This is a genomic window from Leisingera aquaemixtae (assembly GCF_001458395.1).
GTDB classification, from domain to species: domain Bacteria; phylum Pseudomonadota; class Alphaproteobacteria; order Rhodobacterales; family Rhodobacteraceae; genus Leisingera; species Leisingera aquaemixtae.
Window position 1 is genome coordinate 455,195 of record NZ_CYSR01000021.1, and the last position, 18,023, is coordinate 473,217.

Annotated in this window: 14 protein-coding genes and 2 pseudogenes; 10 read left to right on the top strand and 6 right to left on the bottom strand. The window is 64.6% G+C overall.

The genetic code is table 11. From position 1 onward, the window contains the following. From PHA8399_RS10675 to PHA8399_RS10705, 7 genes are all read left to right on the top strand, one after another. Window positions 1-921: an ABC transporter permease gene (locus tag PHA8399_RS10675; protein WP_058286122.1), complete on the top strand. Its 921-nt coding sequence runs from the start codon at window positions 1-3 to the stop codon at window positions 919-921. Window positions 922-987: 66 nt separating this feature from the next. Further along, the gene (locus PHA8399_RS10680) at window positions 988-2,064 is read left to right on the top strand and encodes a BMP family ABC transporter substrate-binding protein (RefSeq protein WP_058286123.1); all 1,077 of its coding nucleotides are present in this window, start codon (window positions 988-990) and stop codon (window positions 2,062-2,064) included. Window positions 2,065-2,257: 193 nt separating this feature from the next. Beyond that, entirely contained in the window at window positions 2,258-2,614 is a 357-nt protein-coding gene (locus tag PHA8399_RS10685; protein ID WP_058286124.1) for a VOC family protein, read from the top strand. 166 nt (window positions 2,615-2,780) lie between these two features. Further along, complete coding sequence (locus PHA8399_RS10690; RefSeq protein ID WP_058286125.1) at window positions 2,781-3,731, top strand: aldo/keto reductase; 951 nt, start codon at window positions 2,781-2,783, stop codon at window positions 3,729-3,731. A gap of 4 nt (window positions 3,732-3,735) precedes the next feature. Then, entirely contained in the window at window positions 3,736-4,806 is a 1,071-nt protein-coding gene (locus PHA8399_RS10695) for an NAD(P)/FAD-dependent oxidoreductase (RefSeq protein WP_058286126.1), read from the top strand. Continuing rightward, window positions 4,806-5,462 carry a DUF938 domain-containing protein gene (locus PHA8399_RS10700; protein WP_058286127.1) on the top strand — a complete coding sequence of 219 codons (657 nt, stop codon included), beginning with the start codon at window positions 4,806-4,808 and terminating at the stop codon, window positions 5,460-5,462. The genes PHA8399_RS10695 and PHA8399_RS10700 overlap by 1 nt, the downstream gene beginning before the upstream one ends. Window positions 5,463-5,536: 74 nt before the next feature. Then, window positions 5,537-5,872 (top strand): carboxymuconolactone decarboxylase family protein, encoded by a 336-nt coding sequence (locus PHA8399_RS10705; RefSeq protein ID WP_058286128.1) that lies wholly within the window; start codon window positions 5,537-5,539, stop codon window positions 5,870-5,872. A gap of 70 nt (window positions 5,873-5,942) precedes the next feature. On the opposite strand, the gene PHA8399_RS10710 is transcribed toward PHA8399_RS10705, so the two are convergent. After that, window positions 5,943-6,794, bottom strand: coding sequence for a LysR family transcriptional regulator (locus PHA8399_RS10710; protein WP_244270194.1), 852 nt, complete (start codon window positions 6,792-6,794; stop codon window positions 5,943-5,945). A gap of 99 nt (window positions 6,795-6,893) precedes the next feature. Here PHA8399_RS10710 and PHA8399_RS10715 point away from each other — a divergent pair, with 99 nt between their 5' ends. After that, window positions 6,894-7,484, top strand: a complete 591-nt coding sequence (locus PHA8399_RS10715; RefSeq protein ID WP_058286130.1) for an HD domain-containing protein — start codon at window positions 6,894-6,896, stop codon at window positions 7,482-7,484. Between the two features lie 151 nt (window positions 7,485-7,635). On the opposite strand, the gene PHA8399_RS10720 is transcribed toward PHA8399_RS10715, so the two are convergent. The 4 genes from PHA8399_RS10720 to PHA8399_RS10735 all read right to left on the bottom strand — a co-directional run bounded on the left by PHA8399_RS10720 (window position 7,636) and on the right by PHA8399_RS10735 (window position 11,666). Further along, on the bottom strand, window positions 7,636-8,238 hold the full coding sequence (locus PHA8399_RS10720; RefSeq protein ID WP_058286131.1) for a class I SAM-dependent DNA methyltransferase: 603 nt from the start codon (window positions 8,236-8,238) through the stop codon (window positions 7,636-7,638). A 174-nt stretch (window positions 8,239-8,412) separates the two neighbouring features. Continuing rightward, window positions 8,413-8,805: a hypothetical protein gene (locus tag PHA8399_RS10725; RefSeq protein WP_058286132.1), complete on the bottom strand. Its 393-nt coding sequence runs from the start codon at window positions 8,803-8,805 to the stop codon at window positions 8,413-8,415. A gap of 701 nt (window positions 8,806-9,506) precedes the next feature. Then, window positions 9,507-10,754 carry an IS91 family transposase gene (locus PHA8399_RS10730; protein WP_058286133.1) on the bottom strand — a complete coding sequence of 416 codons (1,248 nt, stop codon included), beginning with the start codon at window positions 10,752-10,754 and terminating at the stop codon, window positions 9,507-9,509. Between the two features lie 6 nt (window positions 10,755-10,760). Continuing rightward, window positions 10,761-11,666 carry a tyrosine-type recombinase/integrase gene (locus tag PHA8399_RS10735; protein WP_058286134.1) on the bottom strand — a complete coding sequence of 302 codons (906 nt, stop codon included), beginning with the start codon at window positions 11,664-11,666 and terminating at the stop codon, window positions 10,761-10,763. Between the two features lie 307 nt (window positions 11,667-11,973). Here PHA8399_RS10735 and PHA8399_RS10740 point away from each other — a divergent pair. Together PHA8399_RS10740 and PHA8399_RS22880 are read left to right on the top strand one after the other, a co-directional pair. After that, window positions 11,974-12,902 (top strand): annotated as a pseudogene (locus tag PHA8399_RS10740) (tyrosine-type recombinase/integrase). Window positions 12,903-12,930: 28 nt separating this feature from the next. Beyond that, window positions 12,931-14,251 (top strand): annotated as a pseudogene (locus PHA8399_RS22880) (IS91 family transposase). Window positions 14,252-15,355: 1,104 nt separating this feature from the next. Here PHA8399_RS22880 and PHA8399_RS10750 read toward each other — a convergent pair. Then, window positions 15,356-17,863, bottom strand: a complete 2,508-nt coding sequence (locus PHA8399_RS10750; protein ID WP_058286135.1) for a GcvT family protein — start codon at window positions 17,861-17,863, stop codon at window positions 15,356-15,358. Between the last annotated feature and the right edge of the window lie 160 nt (window positions 17,864-18,023).

Consider the following 18,023-nt stretch of genomic DNA (forward strand, 5'->3'; position numbering starts at 1 on the left):
ATGGATCTTTCTGCAATCAACCCGGTCCTGCTCATCGCCTCGCTGATGGTGGCGGCAACCCCGCTGCTGCTGGCGGCCATCGGTGAACTGGTGGTCGAAAAGGCCGGCGTCCTGAACCTCGGGGTCGAGGGGATGATGATCGTTGGCGCCATCGCCGGTTTTGCCACCGCGGTGGAAAGCGGCTCGCCCTTCCTTGGCTTCATTGCCGCCGCCATTGCAGGCGCGGCGCTGTCGATCCTGTTTGCGATCCTCACCCAGTTTGCCCAGGCCAACCAGGTCGCCTCCGGCCTGTCGCTGACGCTGTTCGGCCTGGGCCTGTCGGCGCTGATGGGGCAGTCCTATGTCGGGGTAAAACCGCCGCGCATGGGCGACATCCACATCCCGGGCTTGAGCGACCTGCCGGTGATCGGCCCGATCCTGTTCGGCCATGACATCATCCTCTACTTCGGCATCATCCTGACCGCCGCGGTCTGGTGGATGCTGAAATACTCCCGCATCGGCCTGGTGCTGCGCGCGGTGGGGGAAAACCACGACGCCGCCCATGCGCTGGGATACAAGGTGCTGAAGATCCGCCTGGCTGCGATCATGTTCGGCGGCGCCTGCGCGGGCCTTGGCGGCGCCTACATCAGCCTCATTCGCGTTCCGCAATGGACCGAGGGCATGACCGCCGGCATCGGCTGGATTGCCCTGGCGCTGGTGGTGTTTGCCAGCTGGAAACCCTGGCGCGCGCTCTTGGGTGCCTATCTGTTTGGCGGTGTGACCGTGGTGCAGCTCAATCTGCAGGCGGCAGGCGTTGCCATCCCGGTCGAGTATCTGGCAATGTCGCCCTATCTGATTACCATCCTGGTGCTTGTTATCCTTTCCGCGGACAAAAGCAGCGCACCTGCTGCGCTTGGCCGCAATTTCCACGCCTCCCGCTGACGCGGGGGGACATATTGACCGCCCCGGCTGCCGGGGCCAACCAAAACCAACTGGGGAGTCCCTTTGATGAAACTGACCAACCTCCTGACCAGCGCCACTGTGGCGCTTGGCCTGGCCGCGGGCGCGGCCTGGGCGCAAGACAAGACCAAAGTGGGCTTTGTCTATGTCGGCCCCGTCGGCGATGGCGGCTGGACCTACGAGCACGACCAGGGCCGCAAGGCGGTTGAGGCCGAATTCGGCGATCAGGTCGAAACCGTCTACGTCGAAAACGTGGCCGAAGGCCCGGATGCCGAGCGGGTGATGACCCAGATGGCGCTGGAAGGCGCCGACCTGATCTTCACCACCTCCTTTGGCTACATGGATCCGACCATCAACGTCGCCAAGAAGTTCCCGAACGTGAAGTTCGAGCACGCCACCGGCTACAAGCGCGCTGACAACGTCTCCACCTATTCCGCCCGCTTCTATGAAGGCCGCGCGGTGCAGGGCACCATCGCGGGCCACATGACCGAGAGCAACATCATCGGCTACATCGGCTCCTACCCGATCCCCGAAGTGATCCGCGGCATCAACTCTGCCTATATCCACGCCAAGAAGGTGAACCCCGACGTCCAGTTCAAGATCGTCTGGGCCTTCACCTGGTTCGACCCGGCGAAAGAGGCCGACGCCGCCAAGGTGCTGATCGAACAGGGCGCGGACGTGATCCTGCAGCACACCGATTCCACCGCGCCGCAGGCTGCTGCCCAGAACGCAGGCAACGTGATCACCTTCGGCCAAGCCTCCGACATGGCGGAGTATGCGCCGAAGCCGCGCGTCTCCTCGATCATTGATGACTGGGCACCTTACTACATTGCCCGCACCAAGGCCGTGATGGACGGCACCTGGGAGTCGGTTGACACCTGGGACGGCATCGGCGCAGGCATGGTGGGTATCGGCGAAATCTCTGACGCCGTTCCGGCGGACGTGAAAGAGGCTGCACTGGCCATCAAGGACTCGATTGCGGACGGCTCCTACCATCCCTTCACCGGCCCGCTGAAAAAGCAGGACGGCAGCGACTGGCTGGCAGAGGGTGAGACCGCCGACGACGGCACCCTGGCCGGCATGAACTTCTATGTCGAAGGACTCGAAGGCGACATCCCGCAGTAAGCGGCCCCGTTCCGAAACAAACAAAGGCCCGCCATCCGGCGGGCCTTTTGCGTTGCGGGCAGAAGCCTGAATTCAGCGCAGCCTGCTGACACGCCCTGTCACTGCCCTGGTGTACACCCGGCTCCGGACAGCCGGACGCCAGCGAACCTGGCCCGGCCGCCCGGGAAACCGTGAAGCATATTGGAGACTGCCTTTGAAACTGAATTACGCCGTTGTCGGCACCAACGACATGGACGCGTCGGTCAAATTCTACGACGCCCTGTTTGAGCACTCGGGCCTTACCCAAGTCCGCCCCAGCGAACGGATGACCTACTGGCTGCAGGACGATTTCGCCTTTGCCGCCGCCCTGCCCTTCGACGGCGAACCGGCCACCAATGGCAACGGCACCATGGTGGGGTTCAGCCTTGGCTCCGCCGCCGAAGTCACCAGGCTGCACCGCAAGGCGATTGAACTGGGCGGCACATGCGAGGGCGAGCCCAGGCAGCGCGGGCCGCGGTTTTCCGCATATGTGCGGGATTTGGACAGAAACAAAATCTGTTTCGCTGATTAGGACCAGAGACAGGCCACCGGCAGCGCAAGCCTTTCCGCGCTGCCGCTGGCGCGCTGGCCCAGCGCCGGGCCGGATTATGGCACCGCGGCAGGGGAGCGGGAGGGGGTGCGGCAGGCGCGCGGAAACCGCCTTTCCCTGCCTGCCCCCCTGTGCCAAGCTCCGCGCCATGACCCAGACCGCACGCAAGATTCTGACCGCCCCGGACGGCACCCCGGCCAGCCGTTTTGCCTTTGGCACCATGCAGTTCGGCGGCCGCGCCGATGAGGCGCAATCGGCAGACATGCACGCCGCCTGCCGCGCCGCCGGGATCAACCACTTCGACACCGCCTGGCTTTATACCGATGGCCGCTCGGAGCAGATCCTGGGCCGCCTGATCAAGGATGAGCGCGAGCAGCTGCTGATCGCCACCAAGGCGGGCTATACCGGCGGCGCGGGTGCTGCAAACCTGCGCGCCCAGCTGGACGAGAGCCGCCGCCGGCTGGGGCTGGATACGGTCGACGTGTTCTATCTGCACCGGTTTGACCCGGACACCGACCTGCGCGAGACCATGGACTGTTTCGCCGCGCTCAAGGACGAAGGCGCGATCCGCTACACCGGTCTTTCGAACTTTGCCGCCTGGCAGGTGATGAAAGCACAGATGGCGGGGCTGGCCTCCGGCATTGGCGTGGACATCCTGCAGCCGATGTATTCGCTGGTGAAACGCCAGGCCGAGGTGGAGATCCTGCCGATGTGCGCCGATCAGGGCATCGCCGCAGCCCCCTACTCCCCGCTGGGCGGCGGCCTGCTGACCGGCAAATACGCCCGCGGCGGCAGCGGCCGCATCACGGAGGACGACGGCTACCGCACCCGCTATGGCCCGGCCTTCATGCATGAGGCCGCCCAGCGCCTGGCGGCCCTCGCGGCGGAGCGCGGCACCGACCCGGCCACCCTGGCGGTGGCCTGGGCCGCGGCGCATCCCGCTGCCCCCATGCCGATCATCTCCGCCCGCACCGCGCAGCAGCTGCAGCCCTCGCTGGCAGCGCTGGATTTCGGCATGGACACAGAGCTTTACAGCGCAATCGAAGCCCTCAGCCCGCGGCCTGCGCCTGCGACTGACCGGCTGGAAGAACAGGATTAGACCCATGCAGGATTTCATCGTCATCGGCGGCGGCATGGCGGGCACCAGCGCCGCCGCGCGGCTTGCGGACCTCGGCAGCGTCACCCTCCTGGAGATGGAGGACGCGCTTGGCTACCATTCCTCCGGCCGCTCCGCCGCGCTGTTCGAGGAGAATTACGGCCACGGCGCCACCGTCGCCCTGAACCGCGCCAGCGCCGCCTATTTGCGCGACGGCGGCTACCTGTCGCCGCGCGGGCTGATGCTGGTGGGGGCCAAGGGGGATGCGGACGGGTTTGCCCGTGACGTGGATGCGCTGCGCATGGCCACGCTGGAGCTGGACGAGGCCCGCGCCATGGTGCCCATTTTGAACCCGGACACCGTGGGCTTTGCCGCCATCAGCGGCGCGGCGGAGGATATCGACACCGACCGGATGCTGCAGGGTTTCGCCAAGGCCCTGCGCGCCGCGGGCGGGCAGATTGCGGCTAAGGCGCCGGTGAGCGCCATCACCCGGACCGCCAGCGGCTGGGAGGTCGCCGCCGGCGGCCGGACTTATCAGGGCCGCACTCTGGTCAATGCGGCGGGGGCCTGGGCCGATCAGGTCGCGGTGCTGGCCGGGGTGGCGGCGATCGGCCTGCAGCCCAAGCGCCGCTCGATGGCACGGCTGCCGGCGCCAGGCGGCCTTGATGTCAGCGGCTGGCCGATGCTGCTGGGCGTCGGCGAAACCTGGTACGCCAAGCCCGATGCGGGCAAGCTCCTGGTCTCCCCCGCCGACGCCGACCCGGTGGAGCCGCATGACGCCTTTGCCGACGACATGGTGCTGGCCGAGGGGCTGGCGCGCTATGAGGAGATGGTGACAGAGCCGGTCACTCGGGTCGAAAGCAATTTTGCCGGCCTGCGCAGCTTTGTCCGCGACGGCACCCTGGTGCTGGGGCCGGACCCGGACCAGCCGGATTTCATCTGGTGCGCCGGTCAGGGCGGTTACGGCATCATGACCGCGCCGGCAGCCTCGCAGCTGATTGCCGACCTTGCGGCAGGCCGCCAGCCCGTGCTGGATGCGGATACGGTGGCGGCGCTGTCGCCCGCCCGGCTGCGCTGATGCCGGTGCGCCCGGTTCCCGGCTCGGCTTCGGTGGCGGCACCGGACGATGGCAAGCTATTTGCCCCCGCCGCCGCCCGCAACAGCGGTGTGCTGTGCGATCTGCTGGCAGAGGTGGCCCCCGCCGAGGGCCGCGCGCTGGAACTGGCCAGCGGCACCGGCCAGCACGCTGCGGCCTATGCCGCCCGCCTCCCCGGCCTGATGTGGCAGCCAAGCGAGGTGGAGGACGTCCGCCTGGCAAGCATCCGGACCTATGCCGAAGAGAGCGGCCTCAAGAACATCCTCCCGCCGGTTCAGCTCGACGCAACCGCGCCCGGCTGGGGCGCAGCGCATCCCGGCCAGGACCTGATCGTTCTGGTGAACCTCTTGCACCTGATCAGCGAAGGCGAGGCCCGCACCCTGATCCGCGAGGCCGCCGCCGCCCTCGCCCCCGGCGGGAGGCTTGTGATCTACGGCCCCTTCCTGCGCGGCGGTGAGCTGACCAGCGACGGCGACCGGGCCTTCCACGCAGCGCTCAGCGCTCATGACCCGGAGATGGGCTACAAGGACGATTTCGACGTGATTGACTGGCTGCACGGCGCCGGGCTGGAGCTGCTGCAGGCGGTGGAGATGCCTGCCAACAACCTCGCCCTGGTGGCGGAAAAACCGGCCATCTGACCTGGATCAAAGCCGCGCAGAAGTGCCGCCCATACACCTTCAATAATCGGAATGTATTATCGAGGGAACAGCAGATGGACTGGCACGAGAAACTGGACGGCACCCGCAAGGGCCTGCGCAATCTGAACGGGGCGATCCCGGAAACCGCCCAGGCGTTCGGCGCGCTTGGCAAGGCGGTGAAACAGGGCGGCGTGCTGGAGTTCAAGCAGAAGGAATTCGTGGCCCTGGGCATAGCGGTGGCGCTGCGCTGCGAGGATTGCATCGGCCTGCATGTGGAGGCGCTGGTCAAGGCAGGCGCCAGCCGTGCCGAAGTGGGCGATGTGCTGGCGATGTCGATCCAGATGGGCGGCGGCCCTGCGATGATGTATGCGGCCAAGGCGATAGAGTGTTTCGATCAGCTGACACGCTGAATTCCGGCGCGGAATTCATCCCGAAAGACACGTGCTTTCCGTGGAAAATTCCGCGCCGCAGTTTTCTTCCCTAAGCACTGCCGCGTATCTCTTGCAGGCCCCGCACCACCTGGCGGATATGCTCCAGCGCCGGGTTGTCCGGCAAATAGAGCGCGCGGCAGCTGAGGCTGATCTCCGGCGCGCCCTCAACCGCGTGCAGCGTCCCCGCCGCCAGCGCCTCCGCCGCCATATAGGCCGGGAAATACCCCATGCCGCCGCGCTTTTGCAGATAGCGCAGCCCCATCAGCGCGTTGCCCAGCACGATGTGCTGGCGGCTGCGGCGGGGCAGAACCTCGCGCAGATGGGCGTCGTATTCGCTGCCGAATTCCAGGTTGATGAACAGGGGCAGCGCCCCCCCCCCCAGCCTCAGGGGCCGGTCCGCCACCAGCACCAGCCGTTCCGGCGGCAGCTCCTCCACCGCCAGGCCGGTGCCCGCGGGCACCTCGTTGACGATCGCCAGATCCAGCAGCCGCCGCGCCACCGCCTCGCCCATGTTCATCGCGTGGTCGTAGTTCAGCGTGAACGGCACCGTGCCCTGCTCCGCCTCCAGCCAGACCGCCACATCCACCAGCACGGGATCCCAGACCGACAGCTGCGCCCCCAGCCGCAGCGGCACCCGCCCCGCCAGGCTCGCCTTCAGATCGCCGGAGACGAACTCCCACGTTCGCATCATCTGCTCCGCATAGGGCTGGAACTGCCGCCCCGCCTCGCTCAGCCTTGTGCCGCCCGGCCCGCGGTCGAACAGCGGCGTGCCCAGCGCCTCCTCCAGCGCCTTGATCCGGGCGCTGACGGCGGTCTGGGTGATATTCAGCACCCGCGCCGCACCGTGAAAGCTGCCGGTGGCCTCAATCGCCAGAAAGGTCTCAAAAGAATTGATCTGCATGGTGATCAATATTTCCAATCAGACTGAGCAAATCAATTCGTTTTCCTGCTCAATCGGGACCGGCTAGGCTGCCAGCAGATCAACCAAAGGACCGCGCCAATGCTGGACAAAAGCCACAAGCCGACCTGGACCAGTTTCACCGAAGCCACGCCCCAGGACTGGGCGGCAGTGGAGAAATACGAGGAGGCCTACAACGCCGCCTTGCCTGACCGGATCCTCGCCGCGATCCGCTCGCTGGACGAGGACTGGACCCCCTACCCGGTGAACCGCTACCAGCACAGCCTGCAGGCCGCGACCCGCGCCTGGGAGGATGGCGCCGAGGATGAGATCATCGTGGCCGCGCTGGTGCATGACACCGGCGATATCCTGTCGCCCTACAATCACGGAGAGCTGTCGGCGGCGATGATGAAGCCTTATGTCAGCGAAAAGACCTACTGGATCCTGAAGCATCACTGCGTGTTCCAGGGCTTCTACTACAACCACCATTTCGGCGGCGACCGCAACGCCCGCGACAAGTACCGCGACAGCCCCTATTGGGAGGACTGCCGGTACTTCTGCGAGAAATACGACCAATGCGCCTTTGACCCGGCGTATCCGGCCAAACCCTTGGAGTTCTTCGAGCCGATCCTGCGCAAGGTGCTGTCGCGCGGCTGGGGCCATTTGGAGCTGGCGGAAACGGCAGAAGACTGAAGCCCGAAATCAGGTTTTGCGCCGGGCTGCGCCCGCCGCCACGGGCCAGGCAGGCCCTTCGGATTTCACATCCGAACGGGGACGGGCGGGAGATCTTCGGGCGCCCTGACCGCCGCCTGCTGCAAGGGGCAGAGGTTCATTCCGCGGCGGTTCATTCCGCGGCGCGGACACCCGAGCCCATCAAAATCGGCATCGCCTGGCCGCCGGCGTCCATCGTGAAGGCGTGCTCAACCCGGATGGATTCAAAGCCCGCATCCCGCAGCGCGTCTCTCACCTGCTGCTCCGTCAGCCCGGAGCCGCCCTGCTCCGACGCCAGCCAATCCCACTGCACTAACAGTCCGCCGCTGTTCAGCCGCCCCGCCAGCGCCGCCACGGCGCTTTTGTAGTCCGGCAGGAACCCGCAAACGGAGGAGGCGCAGATCAGGTCAAAGCCGCTCAGGTCCTCCCCGGCCCCCTGTCCGCTGCTGTCCAGAATATCCAAATGCAGCGCCCGCACGTTGGGCAGCGCCTTCTCCTGCAGCACCGCGATCATCCGGTCCGAGGTATCCACGGCCGCCACGTCCCGCACATGCGGCGCCAGTTTTTCACTCAACAGCCCGGTTCCGCAGCCGAAATCAAGCACCCGCTTGTCCTGCCAGCCGCCGCCGGTGATGCCGGCATAGGCGTCCAGCGCGGCAAAGGCGCGGGCGGCATAGGTCCGGACATCGCTGTTGCCGTCCCAGCCGTCGGCGTAATCGTTCCAGTCGTCGCTCATTCGTCTGCATGCCCCAGTTTGGTGTCTTGGACCCGGGACAGTGAAGCGGCGGGCAAGCGGCGTCAACAGCGGCTGCAGGCGCACACCTTAATTTCGCCCGTAACCAAGGCGAAGCCGCCGGGCGGGCGCCCGGTTAGAGGAACAGTATGAGTGGATGTCCAGAAAGGTTCCGGCTCAGCCTTCCGCACGGGGCTTTCCGGCAAGCCAGTCTATTTCTTCCGTTGCTCCAAACCCTTCTTCACTGAGACGGATAACCGCCGTCCTTACTAGGTCCGCGTCGAGGTCCTGCGCTGCTCTGGCGTTTGCGACGGTCTCAAAATCCGCTGGATCGCAGACGAATGAGCTGAGTCTCTGAATTTCGTCCGAATACTCAGTGAACCCCGAGCGGTGCAGCACCTCGGCAGCCAATTGCAGCGGCCCAACACACAAATTGTCGAAGACCCTCACGCGGCCTTTTTCCAGATGACGCACTTCCCGGTAGTGCAACTGGTGAATGCAGCGGGCGATGGCCAGCAGCCTGCCCCTATGCGTGTTGACGGGCCGCGGGAGCCAGGTGTAGGGCGACACATAGTTTTTCCTTTTAGGGAACTTGGTTAATTGATTTTAAAGGGAAATATTTTCGGCCGACGCAGCAAACTTACCTTTAGCGACTCATAGATTTTCCTTCGGCTGAAGCAGACATTCATGCCGCGCGCGGCGAAATCGGGCTTTGAGCCCATACTGTGAATCTGGTTTTCATGCTGCGCGCGCTCGCAGCGCGCGGATCCGCTGCACTGCCGAATTTCTTTCTCTGCATGGCAGAGGAGAATGCAGCCATTCCGGCAAGCCGCGGCAAATTTGAAACCTCGAATTCACGGGTTGCGGGACGGAGCAGTCATTCGCCGCAGGTGCAGCCTGGTCAGCCGCCATGGTCAGCTTCGCTGCAGGTTTCTCGGACGCCACGCGCGACGTTTGAATGATGCGCGGTATTGCCTGGCGTCGTAGAAGCGCGCAAGCGGGAAATCGCGGTGTTCGAATTGGGTAGACCAGCTGGCTCTATGGGGATTTGAAGCGGTTGATGGCCTTGGTTTTTTTCCTGCAGGTTGGGCCAACTGCGCTCGTTGCAGGCAGCTTCGGCACGGATTTTGTGAGCTTTGAGGGGCATGCGCCGCGTCTCGCGGTGCTCGGCAACCTTCGCACCACTACTATCCGGGTTGCACGCATGCCGGATTGGCCGCAAGCGGTATCGCGAGCAGCGGCGATTGGACTTCCGGTCTTTGGCGTGCATGTCATGCGGCGGCCCTCCCTGTTCCTGGCGGCGCCCTGGGGCATCGTTCTGGCGCGATGGTTTCGGCGATGATCAGGTGCCCGCCGCAGCAGGGGCATGGCAGCGCGAGGACGCGGGCAAGTGCATCAGCGTCATCGGCTGTGCCGTCGTGCGGGTAACCCTGATCAGATGTTTCGACCCCAAGCACTTCCCTGATCCTGGCGGTATTGGCGGCACGGTTGCCATTCCCGAAGAAGCCGTAGTGGCGGATGCGATGCTGTCCCTTGGGCAGTACATGGATCAGGAAGCGGCGGATGAACTCGCCGGTCTTGAGGGTCATGATGGTATGCCGCCCCGGACCGTTGACGCGGTAATCCTTGACGCGGAAGGTGACGCTCCGGCTGTCCATGCGGATCAGGCGGCTGTTGGAGATTGCAACACGGTGGGTGTAGCGCGACAGGTATGCCAGCACGGCCTTGGGTCCGGCGAACGGCTCCTTGGCATAAACGACCCAATCGATCTTGCGCAGCGGTTGCAGAAACGCGCCAAAGGCCGCGCGATCCGCAAGCCCGGCATGACCGCCGAAGAAGTGCAGCTTCCCGGCTTTGTGCAGCCCGGCCAGCCCGTCCAGGATGAGGCGCCGGTAGAGGCGGGACAGCACCCGGACGGAGAGGAAGAAGTTCCTGCGGCAGGCGATCCACCGCGCACCGTCCGCAGACAGGCCGCCGCCGGGCACGATCATGTGGACATGCGGGTGGTGCGTCATCGCCGAACCCCAGGTGTGCAGGACGGATGTGATACCGGCCCGGGCGCCAAGTTGCTTGGGATCGGCGGCGATCCGGATCACCGTGTCCGCGCTCGCCCGCATCAGCAGTTTGTAGATCTCTCGTTTGTTATGGCGGGCGATGTCGGCGACCGGTTTTGGCAGCGTGAAGACCAGGTGGAAATACCGTACGGGCAGCAGTTCCGCCTCGCGCGCCGCCAGCCAGGCCTTGGCCGCACCCGCCTGACACTTGGGGCAATCCTTGCCCGGCAGTCGATTGCAAGGCAATCGATGAGAGGGGCGATTGCGGCAAGAGTTGTAGGCAATGTGTTCATGCCCGCAGTCTTCACACCGCGCGGCATGGCCGCCGAGCGCTGCCGTGCGGCAGCGCCTGATGGCGTTCATCACCTTCAACTGGTCGAGGCTGATATGGCCCGCATTGGCCGCCCGCCAGGCAGAACCATGGACCCGGAAGATATCCGCAACCTCCAGCTTCGGCCGGGACAACGCAGTCTATGAGGCGCCTTTCCTGCGCTTCGCCGCGGTCAGGCCGTCCAGCGGGCTCTCCACCGCCGAGATCATGCCGGTGGCAACGCTGGCATAGTGCGCCGTCGTGGTGAGTTTGGCATGCCCGAGCAGCGCCTGAATGATCCGGATATCCACGCCGCGTTCCAGCAGGTGCGTCGCGAAGCTGTGACGCAAGGTGTGCAGAGTGACCGGCTTGGTGATCCCGGCGGCCAGCACTGCCTGCTTGAACAGCCGCGAGATCTGTCTGGCCGAAAGATGCCGCCCGCAATAGCCGGGAAAGAGCGCGCGATCAGGCCCGGACACCCCCCTGTCGTTGACGGTCGGGCGTTCGGTCCACCAGACCCGCAACAGGCTCAGAATATCAACGGGCAGCATCACGTTGCGGTCCTTGCGTCCCTTCGACTGCACAATGCGGATAATGTTCTGTTCCCCGTCGATGTCGCCGACCTTCAGCCGGACGACCTCGCTTGCCCGCAGGCCGCATCCATAGGCGAGTGACAGCATAACACGCGCTTTCAGGCCGGGGGCCATGGCGAGAATGCGCCTGACCTCGTTGCGGCTCAGCACGAGGGGAACCTTCACGGGCTTTTTGAGGTGGAACACTTCGGCCGCCAGGTCATGCCGGCGCAGGGTGATCCGGAACAGGAACTTCAGCCCGGTCATGGTCTGGTTGCGGGTGCAGATGCTCGTCCCGCTCTCGATCAGATGCAGCTGGAAATGCTTCACGTCATCCGGTGAAGCTGTCTCCGGAGATCGCCCGAGCCAAGAGGCAAACCGCTTGCAGGCCCGCAGGTGGCTGGTCTGCGACGCAGGTCCCAGATTGCGTGCGGACATATCCGCAATCATGCGCGCCCGAAGGGGTGTCGCCGGTGCAGGGTGCTGATTGGTCATGGGAAAACCCTCTATCAACCGAGGCAAAATCACCTCGGCCAACAGCACACACCCGACCTCCTAAACCGCGAAACAAATACCGCTTCAGCCCTACGCCTGCCACGCAAAGCCCCTATCGCGGAGCGATTTAGTGTAAGCTGCAGAATACTGACTTTGCAAAGATTGACGAACGGCCGAAGGACGAAGCCGCTCCGCGGCATTGGCGCGGGTGGCTGGTGTTCAGCGATGATCTGACAGTGGTGCATTTGGGGAACGGCATTTCTGCCTGACGATTGAGGCCTTCTCAATCGAAAGACAGGATGTTCCCATGACAGGGGAGAGATCGGCCCCGCTTCGAGAGCGGATGATCGAGGACATGCGCATCCGCGGGATGGGCGACAAGGCGCAGAAAGCGCATATCCGGGCGGTCAAGGATTTTGCCATTTTCCTCGGGCACCCGCCGGATACCGCCACACCGGAGGATCTCCGCGCCTATCAACTGCACATGACGGATACAGGGGTAACGCCGGCGACTTTCAATACCCGGATCGTAGCGCTCAGGTTCTTCTTCGGCATGACCTGCGGGCGCGAGGAGATGAAACGCTACATGCAGTTCCGCACCCAGCCCAGGAAGTTGCCTGTAGTCTTCAGCGTGGAAGAGGTATCGGACATCCTGATGGCGGCACCGGGGCCCGGGCTCAAATACCGGGCCGCGCTCAGCATTTCCTACGGCGCGGGGCTGCGGGCCGCCGAGGTATGCAACCTCAAGATCGGCGATATCGACAGCGACCGGATGCTGATCCATGTCGAACAGGGCAAAGGGCGGAAGGACCGGAAGGTGATGCTGTCACCCGGGCTTCTGAGCTTGCTGCGCGACTACTGGCGCGAAGCGCGGCCGGAGGGCTGGCTGTTCCCGGGCAAGCCGAAGATCAACCCGATCTCGCCGCGGCAGCTGAACCGCGCCTTCACGTCAGCGAAGAACATGGCCGGCATCAAGAAGGCCGCCACGCTGCATACCCTGCGGCACAGCTTCGCGACGCATCTGCTGGAGGCCAACACCCCCTCTCGGCAGCATCCTGCGGATGCGCCTGCCGGGCAGCGGATGTCCGGGTCATCCAGGTGCTGCTCGGCCATGCCAAGCTGAGCACGACGGCCCAATACACCCATGTCGCCACCAAGACGATCCGTGACACGGTCAGCCCCTACGAGATGCTGGCGCAGTTGCAGGATCAGACAATCAAGCGAAGCCTGAAGTGACGGGGCACCGGGGTGTCCCGCCCGGGGGCTGGAGATAGCTGATATATTCCGTGCTCATGGTCCCGGGTGGCGGCGGGCCAATGCGGGGCATGTCAGCCTGGCCCAGCTCAAGGTGATGTCGGCAATCGAAGCCTGCCGGACCGAAGCGCTCGGCGGGCACGTGGCCGGGTGCGCCGAATGCGGCCACCGCCACATCGCCTGCAATTCCTGCAAGAAACCAGTGCCCGGCAGGCGATTTGGCAAAGCCAAATCTGCCGGGAGGGGGGCACTGCCCGAAGTGCCAAGGGCCAGCGGCGCGCGACTGGATGGAAGCCCGCGCCGAGGATCTGCTGCCCGTGGAGTATTTCCACGTGGTCTTCACCCTGCCGGCAGAGATCGCCCAGATCGCCTCCTGGAACAAGCGGGCGGTCTACGGTCTGCTGTTCCGGGCGCCGGCACAAACGGTCATGACCATCGCAGCGGACCCCAAGCGCCTTGGCGCACGGGTGGGCATGACCAGCGTGCTGCATACCTGGGGATCGGCGTCGTGCTGAAAGCACGCCTCCGGCGTGCCCCCATCACCCCCACATCCATATGATCGTGCCCGGTGGCGGCCTGTCTCTGGACGGCGCGAGATGGATTGCCTGCCGGCCTGGGTTCTTCCTGCATGTGCGGGTCCTGTCGCGCTTGTTCCGGCGGCTGTTTCTGGAGGGGCTGACGGCGCTTCACCGCGCCGGGGAACTGGCCTTCTTCAGCGGCCTGGAACCGCTGGCGCAGGCCGATGCCTTCGCAGACTGGCTGGCTCCTTTGCGCAAGTCCGAATGGGTGGTCATCGTGCCGGAGGCGCGTCTTCGACACGACGCCAAACCGCCCTTCGGAGGCCCGAAAGCCGTGCTCGCCTATATCAGCCGGTACACCCACAGGGTGGCCATCTCGAACCGCCGTCTCATCAGCGCCGACGCGGGCACCGTGGCATTCCGTTGGAAGGATTACAGGATTAAGCGCGGCGACAGGCAGAAGGTCATGCGTTTGGCCACGCCCGAGTTCATCCGCCGCTTCCTGATCCACTTCCTGCCCCCTCTCGGCGGATTTGGCTCTGCCAAATCGCCTGCCGGGCAATGGACGGCTTTCATCGCATCCGGCACTACGGCTTTCTCGCCTCAGCGCAGCGCAAGGCCAATATCGCCCGGTGCCGTGCCCTGCTCAGGGCAATGAGCCCGGCTCAAGAACCGCCAAAAGCCGCCGAGGTTCTCCCGCTCACCCTGCGTGAGCCATGCCCGTGCTGTGGCGGAACAATGCATATCATCGAGATCTTCCGGCGCGGGCAAAAACCGCGGTCGCGCGCGCCACCGCGGAAGGAGGCGGCATGACGAAACGCCCGTCATTCCGGTACTGTGAACACCGGGCATCCGCAGCGGCCCGGCTGTCTCCTTTTACGCCTGTACTCTCCTGCAAGCTCAGAACCGCGCCGAAACGCCGCTTTCGCCGCAGCAATTGTCCGGCGGCGCCTGGTAAAGGCATCCTAACCAGCATCGGAATGCTTCCGGCATGGCCGCTGGCTCCAACCGCAGCCACCGCCGTCAGCGCTCTTTCCCCACAGACAGCCCCAAGAGCCCCGCGGCTTCCACCTTGGGAGGTTTTCCAACGCGGGCCGATGCCGCGCCAAGCCGCACCATCGGGCTCTATCCGGATACCGACTGCATCGGCATCCGTTCGGAACCTGGACAGCTCAAACTCCCTGCGACCCAGGAGTGGTGGAACGCGTCTCGTTCCGAGCCACTTTCCACCGCGGCCACAAGTCGTTTGAACTACCCAGTTTCCGCCTCAGAAGGTAACGATCCCTTTTGCGAGAGCAGGACTTAACTGTCTGGCCGGGGCAACTGCGCCTTCTGTAAGAGACAGTAGAAATCCGCGCGGGGCGCGCGGATTGCATATCCCAGGAGTCGTGGCAGGGCTTCGACGGGCTGCGCCCGCTCCCCCTGCCCCGGCATTTTCCGTTTGACTGGTCCGCCTGCCATCCGGCCGGAAATCTGAACAGGGGTTCTGATGTGGCTTGCGCGTCAGCCTCCACGGAGAAACCCGGTTCCTCCCGCGCCAGGCGCGGGCCCTCCCGATTTCACCGCTCCGGCGCATCCTATCATTTCGCGGGTGTCAGATCACCGCCCGGCCGCAGTCCGGGCTGCGCCCGCCCTGCTTTGCCCTCCGGAAGACACGAGGTCTTCCGAAGTGAAAATCAGGGAAGGCTTCGCCACTGGCGGAACAGGAGGCGCGAGCGGGGATGTTGGAGACACGAAAAAGGAAAGGTTCTGTCGCAAATGGCAAAACTATGCGTCGCCCGACACCAGGGGGGATAATCCATGCATGAATGGTGACGGCATTCTAACGCTCTGTTCAAGACAAAGTCCGCGCTCCAGCCCCCAAACAAAAAAGCCCCGGCACATTGGCCGGGGCTTCCTCATCTCTTCCGTCAGACATCACCCGTTCTGACGGATGGTCTCGTTCTTCGGATCATAGGGGCTGTCGCAGGTCACGACCGCGTCCCACAGCTTGTCCTGGATCTTGACCTGCAGCTTGGTGCCTTCCACCGCGTAGTCAGGCTTCACGTAGCCCATGCCGATGGATTTCTCGAAAGCCACCGAGTAGCCGCCGGAGGTCAGGCGGCCCACACGGGTGCCGTCTTCGGCATAGAGCGCCTCGCGACCCCAGGGATCGGCATCGGCGGGGCCGTCGATCAGCAGGGTGCAGCACTTCACGCGGACACCGGTCTCAACCAGCTTGTCCTTGCCGTGGAAGTCCTTCTCCAGGTCGACAAAGCGCGGCAGGTCGGCTTCCAGCGGGGTCGCGTCGCGGCCCAGTTCGTTGCCGAAGGCACGGTAGGATTTCTCCTGGCGCAGCCAGTTCTGGGCGCGGGCCCCCACCAGTTTCATGCCGTGCTTCTCGCCCGCTTTCTCCAGCAGGTCGAACAGGTAGTTCTGCATCTCGATCGGGTGATGCAGCTCCCAGCCCAACTCGCCGGTGTAGGCCACGCGGATCGCGTTCACCGGGCACATGCCCAGTTCGATCTGCTTGGCCGACAGCCAGGGGAAGCGCTTGTTGGAGAGCGCGGTTTCCGGATCGGCGTCGACGATCACCTCTTTCAGCACATCGCGCGACTTGGGGCCTGCGATGGCGAAGACGCCCCACTGGGTGGTCACGTCCTGGATCTCGATGTAGCCGAACTCCTCCATCTTGTCCTCGGCCGCCTTGCGCAGGAAGTCGGCGTCATACTCGGACCAGGCGCCGGCAGAGACCAGATAGTAGTTGTTCTCGCCGTTGCGGACGATGGTGTATTCGGTGCGGGTGGTGCCGAACGCGGTCAGCGCATAGGTCAGGTTGATGCGGCCGACCTTCGGCAGCTTGTTGCAGGTGAACCAGTCCAGGAACTGGGTCGCACCGGGCCCTTTGACGACATGCTTGGTAAAGGCGGTCGCGTCGATCAGGCCAACGCCTTCACGCACGGCTTTCGCCTCTTCCACGGCATATTGCCACCAGCCGCCGCGGCGGAAGGAGCGGGCGTCGTGGTCGAAGTTTGCCGGTGCATCGACGGGGCCGTAGTAGTTCGGGCGTTCCCAGCCGTTGACCCAGCCGAACTGTGCGCCGCGGGCTTTCTGGCGGTCATAGGCCGGTGCGGTGCGCAGCGGACGGCAGGCTTCGCGCTCTTCGTCCGGGTGGTGCAGGATGTAGACGTGCTCATAGCACTCTTCGTTCTTGCGGGCCGCGAACTCGGTGGTCATCCAGTTGGAGGAGTAGCGTTTCGGGTCGAGCGACGCCATGTCGATCTCGGCCTCGCCGTCCACCATCATCTGCGCGAGGTAGTAGCCGGTGCCGCCTGCGGCAGTGATGCCGAAGGAGAAACCTTCCGCCAGCCACATGTTGCGCAGGCCCGGGGCCGGGCCGACCAGCGGGTTGCCGTCGGGGGTGTAGCAGATCGGGCCGTTGAAGTCGTCCTTGAGGCCGGATTCGGCGCAGGACGGCACACGTTCCGCCATCGCCATGTACTGCTCTGCGATCCGGTCCAGGTCCAGCGGGAACAGGTCGGCGCGGAAGCTGTCCGGCACGCCATGTTCGAACTGAGCCGGGGCGCCGCGCTCGTAGATGCCCAGGATCCAGCCGCCGCGTTCTTCGCGGGCATAGGATTCGTTGTCGGCATCGCGCACAACGGGGTGCTCGGGGTTGCCCGCTTCACGCCATTTGACCAGCTCGGGGTCCTTGTCCATGACGATGAAGGTGTGCTCGACCGGGATTGCCGGCATCTTGATGCCCAGCATCTTGGCGGTGCGCTGCGCGTGGTTGCCCGATGCGGTCACGACGTGCTCGGCGGTGATCACCACCTGCTCGTCTGAGGGCACCAGGTTGCCGCCCTTCTCGACCATCTTGGTGCAGGTGACTTCCCAGTGGGTGCCGGTCCAGTGGAAGGCATCGGCCTGCAGCTTGCGGACGATCTCAACGCCGCGCTGACGGGCGCCCTTGGCCATCGCCTGGGTCACGTCTGCCGGGTTAATGTAGCCGTCTTCGGTGTGGTAGATCGCACCTTTCAAGTCGCCGGTCTCGATCAGCGGCCAGCGCTCCTTGATCTGGTCCGGGGTCAGCCATTCATAGTCCACATCGCAGGTCTCTGCGGTGGAGGCATAGAGCATGTATTCGTCCATGCGCTCCTGGGTCTGCGCCATGCGCAGGTTGCCCACCACGGCGAAACCTGCGTTCAGGCCGGTTTCCTCTTCCAGGGTCTTGTAGAAATCGACCGAGTACTTGTGGATGTGGGTGGTCGCATAGGACATGTTGAACAGCGGCAGCAGGCCCGCTGCGTGCCAGGTCGAGCCGGAGGTCAGCTCGTCACGCTCGATCAGCATGACGTCTTCCCAGCCGGCTTTGGCCAGGTGATAGGCAATCGAGGTGCCGACGGCGCCGCCGCCAACAACAAGTGCTTTGACTTGGGTTTTCATTCTCCCGCTCTCCAGCTTTGTGAGATTCTTGGCGACGGTTATGCCTGTGCATTGAAATCCGCGCAAAATCAGGCCGACGCAAAAACAGCCAAAACCGACCTTGCGCGCCACAGCATACCGGATTCTGGCCGCAGCACTGCCGGAAATCGCGCCTTCCCGC

What these genes read in the sequence shown, in the direction of transcription:
- PHA8399_RS10695 (WP_058286126.1), top strand. Translation starts at nt 3,736, where the DNA reads ATGCAGGATTTCATCGTCATCGGCGGCGGCATGGCGGGCACCAGCGCC.
- PHA8399_RS10715 (WP_058286130.1), top strand. Translation starts at nt 6,894, where the DNA reads ATGCTGGACAAAAGCCACAAGCCGACCTGGACCAGTTTCACCGAAGCC.
- PHA8399_RS10720 (WP_058286131.1), bottom strand. Translation starts at nt 8,238, where the DNA reads ATGAGCGACGACTGGAACGATTACGCCGACGGCTGGGACGGCAACAGC.
- PHA8399_RS10690 (WP_058286125.1), top strand. Translation starts at nt 2,781, where the DNA reads ATGACCCAGACCGCACGCAAGATTCTGACCGCCCCGGACGGCACCCCG.
- PHA8399_RS10705 (WP_058286128.1), top strand. Translation starts at nt 5,537, where the DNA reads ATGGACTGGCACGAGAAACTGGACGGCACCCGCAAGGGCCTGCGCAAT.
- PHA8399_RS10750 (WP_058286135.1), bottom strand. Translation starts at nt 17,863, where the DNA reads ATGAAAACCCAAGTCAAAGCACTTGTTGTTGGCGGCGGCGCCGTCGGC.
- PHA8399_RS10710 (WP_244270194.1), bottom strand. Translation starts at nt 6,794, where the DNA reads ATGCAGATCAATTCTTTTGAGACCTTTCTGGCGATTGAGGCCACCGGC.
- PHA8399_RS10735 (WP_058286134.1), bottom strand. Translation starts at nt 11,666, where the DNA reads ATGACCAATCAGCACCCTGCACCGGCGACACCCCTTCGGGCGCGCATG.
- PHA8399_RS10700 (WP_058286127.1), top strand. Translation starts at nt 4,806, where the DNA reads ATGCCGGTGCGCCCGGTTCCCGGCTCGGCTTCGGTGGCGGCACCGGAC.
- PHA8399_RS10675 (WP_058286122.1), top strand. Translation starts at nt 1, where the DNA reads ATGGATCTTTCTGCAATCAACCCGGTCCTGCTCATCGCCTCGCTGATG.
- PHA8399_RS10680 (WP_058286123.1), top strand. Translation starts at nt 988, where the DNA reads ATGAAACTGACCAACCTCCTGACCAGCGCCACTGTGGCGCTTGGCCTG.